This window comes from Phenylobacterium sp. (assembly GCF_035309685.1).
GTDB lineage: Bacteria > Pseudomonadota > Alphaproteobacteria > Caulobacterales > Caulobacteraceae > Phenylobacterium.
The window spans coordinates 1-4,226 of sequence record NZ_DATGEX010000028.1 but is presented as its reverse complement, the minus strand read 5'-3'; the positions used below and the strand labels follow the sequence as shown (position 1 = coordinate 4,226).

Below are 4,226 nucleotides of genomic sequence, written 5' to 3'. Positions count from 1 at the left end.
GCGAACCGAGGGCATGACGAAGCCGTATTCGGAGGCGAGCGTCTTGCGCAGCGCCTTGATCTGGTCGGTGAGCCGGCGGCCCTCCAGGTCGTTGATCAGGCCCAGCAGGCCGTAGCCCAGCTCGATCTTGATCTCATCGATGGCGAGGGTCTGGGCGATCGGCTCCTCGGCCGCCTCGGTCATGGGCTGGATCTCGACCGGTGGCGGCTCCATGGCCTTCTGCGAGCGCCGCCAGGCGAGCGCGCCCGCGCCGATGGAGATGGCCGCGAACGGCAGAATCGGCATCCCCGGCACCACGGCGATCACGCCGGCGGCGGCCGAGACCATGCCCAGGCTGACCGGGTTCATGGCGAGCTGGGTGACCAGGGCCTTGTCCGCCGAGCCCTCGACGCCGGACTTGGAGACCAGGAAGCCGGCGGCGATGGAGATGATCAGCGCCGGGATCTGGCTCACCAGGCCGTCGCCGACGGTCATCAGGGTGTAGGTGGTGGCCGCGACGCCGATCGGGATGTGGTGTTGCAGCACCCCGATCAGGATGCCGCCGATGATGTTGATCGCGACGATGATCAGGCCCGCGACCGCGTCGCCGCGCACGAACTTGGACGCGCCGTCCATGGCGCCGAAGAAGGTCGATTCCTGCTCCAGCTCCTTGCGGCGGCGCTTGGCCTCGGTCTCGTCGATCAGGCCCGACGAAAGGTCGGCGTCGATCGCCATCTGCTTGCCGGGCATGGAGTCGAGGGTGAACCTGGCGGCCACCTCGGCGATGCGGCCCGAGCCCTTGGTGATCACCGTGAAGTTCACGATCACCAGGATGGCGAAGACGATCAGGCCGATGACGAAGCTGCCGCCCGTCATCAGCTTGCCGAAAGCCTCGATGATGTGGCCCGCGCCGTGCACGCCCTCGTGCCCGTGGCCGAGGATCAGTCGCGTGGAGGCGATATTCAACGCCAGCCGGAAGAGGGTGGTGACCAAAAGCACCATCGGGAAGCCGGTGAACTCCAGCGGCTTCTTGATGAGCAGCGAGGTCATCAGGATCAGGACGGCGCTGGTGATCGAGATCGCCAGCAGCCCGTCCAGCATGAAGGCCGGGACCGGCAGGATCAGCAGGACGACGATTCCGACGACGCCCAGCGCCATCGCCACCTCGCCACGCGCCACCCAGCCCAGCATCTCGCGCGCGGTGGGCGTCTGGCCGTAGCGGGAAGGAACGGAGGCGTCGGCCATCTACGAACTCATCAGGCGGCGGACGCCGCTCCCATCTGGGGCGCCGGCACCGAGACGCCGGCCTCGGTGTATTCCTTCAGCTTGTTGCGCAGCGTGCGGATCGAGATGCCCAGGATGTTGGCCGCATGCGTGCGGTTGCCCAGGCAGTGTTCCAGGGTGTCGATGATCAGCTGCTGCTCGACCGCGGCCACCGTCTGGCCGACATAGCTGCGGCTGGCGGTTTCGGCGGCGAGGCTGGCGGCCTGAGCGGCGCGGGCGTGCGGGTCGGCGGCGGCGAAGGGCTGGCCGTCCGGCAGGCGGATGGCGTCCTCCTCGATCTCGGCGCCGCTGGCCATCAGCACCGCGCGGTGCATGGCGTTTTCCAGCTCGCGCACGTTGCCCGGCCAGCGGTGGCTGGCGAGGCGGCGCTTGGCTTCCGCCGACAGCGGACGCTCCGGCGCCCCGTTGGCGGCGGCGTATTTGCGCACGAAGAACTCGGCCAGCGCCAGCACGTCACCCGGCCGCTCGCGCAGCGAGGGGATGCGCAGGTTCACGACGTTCAGGCGGTAGAGCAGGTCCTCGCGGAACGTGCCTTCACGCACGGCCTGGGCCAGGTCGCGGTTGGAGGTGGCGAGGATGCGGATGTCGACATGCACGGGCTTGGCGCCGCCGACCCGGTCGATCTCACGCTCCTGGATGGCGCGCAGCAGCTTGGCCTGCAGGCGCGCGTCCATCTCGCTGATTTCGTCGAGCAGCAGGGTGCCGCCGTTGGCTTCCTCGAACTTGCCGATGCGCCGCGCCACAGCGCCGGTGAAGGCGCCCTTCTCGTGGCCGAACAGTTCGCTCTCCAGCAGGTTCTCGGGGATGGCGGCGCAGTTGACGCTGATGAACGGCTTGGACGCCCGGCGCGACTTCTGGTGCACGTGGCGGGCGATGACTTCCTTACCCACGCCGCTCTCGCCGGTGATCAGGATCGAGGCGTCGGACGGCGCGATCTGGTCGGCCATGGTGATCACGGCCTGCATCGCCGGGTCGCGCACCACCATCGGGCGGTTGTCGTCGGCGACGGCGGACAGCACCGCGGCGATCAGCTCGGCGTCCGGCGGCAGCGGGATGAATTCCTTGGCCCCCGCGCGGATCGCGGCGGCCGCGCCGGCCGCGCCCGCGCCGACGCCGCACGCGACCACCGGAACACGAATCCGCTCGGCCTCGTTGGTGGCGATCAGCAGTTCGATGTCGAGCTCGTAGTCGACCATCATCAGGTCGGCGCCTTGCCCCGCGCGCAGCGCGTGCGTCGCCGCCGCGATCGTCTCGACGTGACTGACCTTGGCGCCCGCGCTCATCGCCATCTTCACGGCGGTTGAGAGCTGCCCGTTCAGTTTTCCGACTACCAGTAGCCGCATTGGCTTATCTCCCTTGACCGCCAGCCCTTAGGACTGGCCGTCGCCGTCCTTGATGATTTCCGTCATGGTCACGCCCAGGCGTTCGTCGACGATCACGACCTCGCCGCGCGCCACCAGGCGGTTGTTCACATAGATGTCGATCGCCTCGCCGACCTTGCGGTCGAGTTCGAGGACGCTGCCCTGGCCCAGCTGCAGCAGCTGGGCGACCGAGAGGCTGGCGCGGCCGAGCACGGCCGAGATGTTGACGGGCACGTCGAACACCGGCGCCAGGTCGGTGGCGTTCTTTTCCTCATCGCCGATGTGCTCAGGTAACGCGCCTTCGCCGGCGGCGAACTCGTCGAGCTTCAGCTCTTCTGCGGGGGCGTCAGGGGTTTCGGACATGGCCTAGCTTTCGGGGTCTTGCGCATCGGGGGCGGAGGCGCCCGGGATCAGGGGTTCGGCGTGCAGGCCCTCGGCGGCGAGCGCCGCGTGCAGGGCCTGGGAGACGCGCTCGGCGGCGGCGGCGGGATCGAAGCTCGCCGAGCCGTCGCCGAAATCGAGGGTGAAGGCGTGGCCACCGGCCGCCGGGTCGACGCGGACCTGGATGGCGCCGGGATAGCCCACCGCGGCGGCGGTCTCTTCCAGCACCGCCTGCAGGCCGTCGAGCAGCTCGGCGTCGCCGGTGACGATCAGGCGGGGCGCCGCCTCGACCTCGCGGGCCAGCGCCTCGAGCGCGGCGCGGACTGGGGCTTGCGGGAACTTGTCGAGCGCCGCGGCGGCGATGGCCCGCGCACAGGCTAGCGCCAGCTCGGCGGAGCCGACGCGGTGTTCGTGGGCGACGGCGGCGAGGCCCGGCAGGGCCTGCTGGGCGGCGCGGCCGATCACCGCCAGGGCTTCGGCCTGGCGATTGGCGATACTGGCCAGGGCGCGCTCTTCGCCCGCGGCCTCGGCGGCCCTGCGGATCTGCTCGACCTCGTCGGCGGTGTAACTGCGCTTGGGGCGCGGGGTCGCCGACAGCACTTCGCCGGTCGGATCGAAGACCGTGCCGAAGAGGAATTTTTCGTGCCCGAGGGCGTTTGGGGCGGAACTGGTCATCAGTACACCAGCTCGTCGTCGTCGCCGCCGGCGCCGACCAGGACGATCTCGCCCTTGTTGGCCAGGTCCTTGGCGGCCTGCACCATGGCCATCTGCGCCTGCTCGACCTCGCGCAGGCGGACCGGACCCATGGTCTCCATGTCCTCGCGCATGATCTTGGCGGCGCGTTCGCTCATGTTGGAGAAGAACATGTCGCGCAGGCTGTCCGAGGCGCCCTTCAGCGCCAGCGCCAGCTGGTCCTTCTCCACCGTCCGCAGCAGGGTCTGCACGCCGCCCGGATCGAGCTTGGAGAGGTCTTCGAAGACGAACATCAGGGCGCGGATGCGCTCGGCCGCTTCGCGGTTGCGCTCTTCCAGGGCGGTGATGAAGCGGGTCTCGGTCTGACGGTCGAAGGCATTGAAGATGTCGGCCATCATCTCGTGGCTGTCGCGCTTGGAGGTGCGCGCCAGGTTCGACATGAATTCGGTGCGCAGCGTCTGCTCGATCTTGTCGAGGATCTCGCGCTGCACCGGCTCCATGCGCAGCATGCGGGTGACGCATTCCAGT

5 protein-coding genes are annotated in these 4,226 nt (G+C 69.2%); all 5 read right to left on the bottom strand.

Features of this window, described 5'->3' with window-relative positions; all coding sequences use genetic code 11:
- On the bottom strand, nucleotides 1-1,224 hold a 1,224-nt coding region (locus VKQ35_RS09315), incomplete at its 3' end, for an FHIPEP family type III secretion protein (protein ID WP_324360827.1).
- An 11-nt stretch (nucleotides 1,225-1,235) separates the two neighbouring features.
- On the bottom strand, nucleotides 1,236-2,606 hold the full coding sequence (locus VKQ35_RS09310) for a sigma-54 dependent transcriptional regulator (RefSeq protein WP_324360825.1): 1,371 nt from the start codon (nucleotides 2,604-2,606) through the stop codon (nucleotides 1,236-1,238).
- A 27-nt stretch (nucleotides 2,607-2,633) separates the two neighbouring features.
- Complete coding sequence (gene fliN, locus VKQ35_RS09305) at nucleotides 2,634-2,987, bottom strand: flagellar motor switch protein FliN (RefSeq protein WP_324360823.1); 354 nt, start codon at nucleotides 2,985-2,987, stop codon at nucleotides 2,634-2,636.
- Nucleotides 2,988-2,990: 3 nt separating this feature from the next.
- A complete protein-coding gene (locus VKQ35_RS09300) occupies nucleotides 2,991-3,680 on the bottom strand; it encodes a flagellar assembly protein FliH (protein WP_324360821.1) in 690 nt (229 codons plus the stop codon).
- Nucleotides 3,680-4,226: FliG C-terminal domain-containing protein (locus VKQ35_RS09295; protein ID WP_324360819.1), on the bottom strand; the 547-nt coding region annotated here is incomplete at its 5' end. The genes VKQ35_RS09300 and VKQ35_RS09295, both read right to left, overlap by 1 nt.